This is a genomic window from Candidatus Methylomicrobium oryzae (assembly GCF_016745425.1).
GTDB lineage: Bacteria > Pseudomonadota > Gammaproteobacteria > Methylococcales > Methylomonadaceae > Methylomicrobium > Methylomicrobium oryzae.
In genome coordinates this window covers 1-2,699 of the sequence record NZ_JAERVK010000041.1, presented here as the reverse complement: position 1 = coordinate 2,699, position 2,699 = coordinate 1, and the positions used below count along the sequence as shown (strand labels likewise).

Genomic DNA, 2,699 nt, shown 5'->3' with positions numbered 1-2,699 from the left:
GGATAAGCCTCCGGTTACAATATGCGCCAGTCGGCGGTCGGAAATGTCCTGGCCGATGTCATCCTTGTTGATGTTGATCGACAAGCTTTTACGTAAACCATCGCTGACGACTGGCATCATCACCTGAGGGGCTTCGGCGATCACTGGCGGTTTCGGCATAGCCGGCATGGATGGAGAAGGAGCGGAGACGGTTTGCACGGCCGGCGTCTGTACGATCGGTGCGATTTTGCTTTCGATGGCCGCCAGGCTGAGCAATTGAGTCTTTTCGTTCCGGGCGCGGTTCAGCGTGCCTACCCGGACTTGATTGGAGGATTTGGAGAACAGTCTATCGTTATTCGCGATCTTGTAATCCTGCAGCGCCGACACGAAGTCCGCATCCGAGAGCTTTGCTTGGTCTTTCCCTTTTAAGGCTCTCTCGATCAGTGCCGTATCACCGCCGAACTGTACCGAAGTGCTCCAAACCGCATCCTGGACCGCTTTGCCGCGGCCAGCGATGTCGATCCCGGCTTGCTTTAACCGCGCCATTTGCGGATCGAAGTGGGTTTGCTTGATGAAAGCGTGCTGCGCCGTGCCGAAGGCGGGATCTTGTTGAGCGATTTCCTTCCAGCGCCGGTTGAATTCTGCCGTCCCCGGCGCCAGCCCTTCAAACTGGTTTTCGTAACCGCTGGCTTTCAGGAAGTTCTGCAGCGTGCCCTGCTTCGAGGAAAGCTGATAGGTGCCGTAGGAGGCGCCGCCGAAATCACCTTTTCCAGTCGAGACCGTACCGGCGCCGCCTTTGCCGGATTCGAAGAACTGGCTGGTTTGGCCTAATACCCAGTCTTTGGCTTTACCGACTGCATTCGCCGCCGGCTCGATCACGTTCCGGCTGGCCGCCTCCACGGTCTTTTGGTACGCCGTTTTGACCGTCGCGCTGGCCGTCTTGGCCTTTTCCTTCACATCGACGCCGGTCTGGTCCTTGACGAACGCATTGGCCTGGTTGGCGGTATCGGACACTTTGCCGACCACCGCTTTGGCCGACTCGCTGACAATCCCGAATTTATCCGCGAAAAACTGGCTGACCGGCGCCCAAATGTCCGTGAAGAACTTGACGCCTTCGTCCCATTTGCCTTTGATATAACCGGTTGTCGCTTCCCAGCCGACCTCGAAACTGTCCGCCGCATTGGCGAAGAACTTGCGGCCATCTTCGGTGAATACCCCCCAGGCCGCCGTTGCCGCCCCGGCCAGCGCCAAGCCGACCGGACCGAAGATAAACCCGAGCGCGGTCATCAGCAGAGGCAGGATTCTGCCCGCAACGCCTCCCAACAGGCCGCCTAAAAAGCCGCCGCTGCGGGCGCTGCCCGAGCCTTGCGCGTTCTCGGTATTTTCGTCAATCTCTCGCAGCACCCGTTGCTCGGTCCGATCGAAGACTGTCTGCTCTTTCCGAAACAGCCTGAGTTCTCCGAACAGGCGCCGGTACCATTTGTTTTCCTTGCAGTCATCGCCGGCAAAGAACTGATAACCCTGTGCCAGTGGCTGCGCCACTTCATTAATCGCCTTGATGGTCGGATCGGCCTCTTCAAGACCGGCCGCTGAGCCTGTCACGGCGTCAGCAAGCCGGTCGGCCATGCCATTGAACAAACGCTTCTGTTTGCGCTCTTCTTCGTCCGGGTTTGGATTATTGTTCGTAAAGCGGCCGCGAGCGTCTCGATTGTGCCCTGGCGGAACCTGTGATCCGGCGGCAGGTCTGTTTCGCCGCCGGCCGGGGCCGACCGTCTCGCCGCTCAAAGGTGGAAGGATCGGCGCCGGGCTGCCGCTATCGCCTTGCGTCTGCCGACCGCTGCCGGGGACGGCCGTCTCGCCGCTCAAAGGCGGCAGGATTGGCGGCTGGCTGCCGCTATCGCCTTGCGTCTGCCGACCGCTGCCGGGGACGGCCGTCTCGCCGCTCAAAGGCGGCAGGATTGGCGGCTGGCTGCCGCTATCGCCCTGTGCCGACGCCAGGAACGACCGCTTGATGTCGGCCACGTCGTTGCGGATGCGCTCTAAAAGCTCGGCCGCCCGGCGAATTTCGGGGATCACCTCGCCGATTAGAAAGCCTTGTGAGTCGTGTTGAAGTGCCATGAGGGAGTGTCCTTTTAGTGCCGGACCGGGGAGGCCGGCCGGATCTGAGTAATCAACTGATAGTTGACGAACAGCATTTGCCAAAGCGCGTTCTTGTCGGTGCGGTCATTGAACTGAATGCCGTCCCGATCCAAGGCATCGATCAGTAACACCAACGCCTCGGCCAGCGCCTTATTGACCTCGGTGTGATCGTTCACATCGAACGGATTCACGCGGGACAAAACGCTGAGCTGGCGCAACGTGGGACTTTGTTCGAGCTGCGAATCGCTGAAGGTTTTCACGATCTGGCCGCCTCATCAATCAGTTTCGCCGCGGCAAAGGCGCGTGTTTCCGGCGGTACAGTGGTATCTTTCATGAGGGCTTCGAGTTCTTTCAACGCAGCGCTCCGCAGCGTGTTGATCGAACGCCGGCCGATCGGCCGTCCGGTCTTTTTTGGGGGGTTGGTTTGCATAATGGTTACCTTTAATGCTGCTTAATGGGGCCTGTTGTGGAAGTAGTCATCGAGCTGGGTTTCAAGCTTTCCAAAGATTTGAGCCATGGTGGTATTGTCTATCTTCCACTGTTCGGGACGGCGGTTACACAGCCAGAAGACTTGAGCCTCA

General features: G+C 59.1%; 3 protein-coding genes. All 3 read right to left on the bottom strand.

Annotated elements, in window-relative coordinates:
• Positions 1 to 2,097: VgrG-related protein (locus tag JJL52_RS20965; RefSeq protein WP_202054470.1), on the bottom strand; the 2,097-nt coding region annotated here is incomplete at its 3' end.
• A gap of 14 nt (positions 2,098 to 2,111) precedes the next feature.
• Complete coding sequence (locus tag JJL52_RS20960; RefSeq protein ID WP_202054469.1) at positions 2,112 to 2,378, bottom strand: hypothetical protein; 267 nt, start codon at positions 2,376 to 2,378, stop codon at positions 2,112 to 2,114.
• A complete protein-coding gene (locus JJL52_RS20955) occupies positions 2,375 to 2,548 on the bottom strand; it encodes a hypothetical protein (protein ID WP_202054468.1) in 174 nt (57 codons plus the stop codon). The genes JJL52_RS20960 and JJL52_RS20955 overlap by 4 nt, the downstream gene beginning before the upstream one ends.
• Positions 2,549 to 2,699: the final 151 nt, after the last annotated feature.

Coding starts and splice junctions, on each gene's coding strand:
- JJL52_RS20955 (WP_202054468.1), bottom strand. CDS start 2,548: ATGCAAACCAACCCCCCAAAAAAGACCGGACGGCCGATCGGCCGGCGT.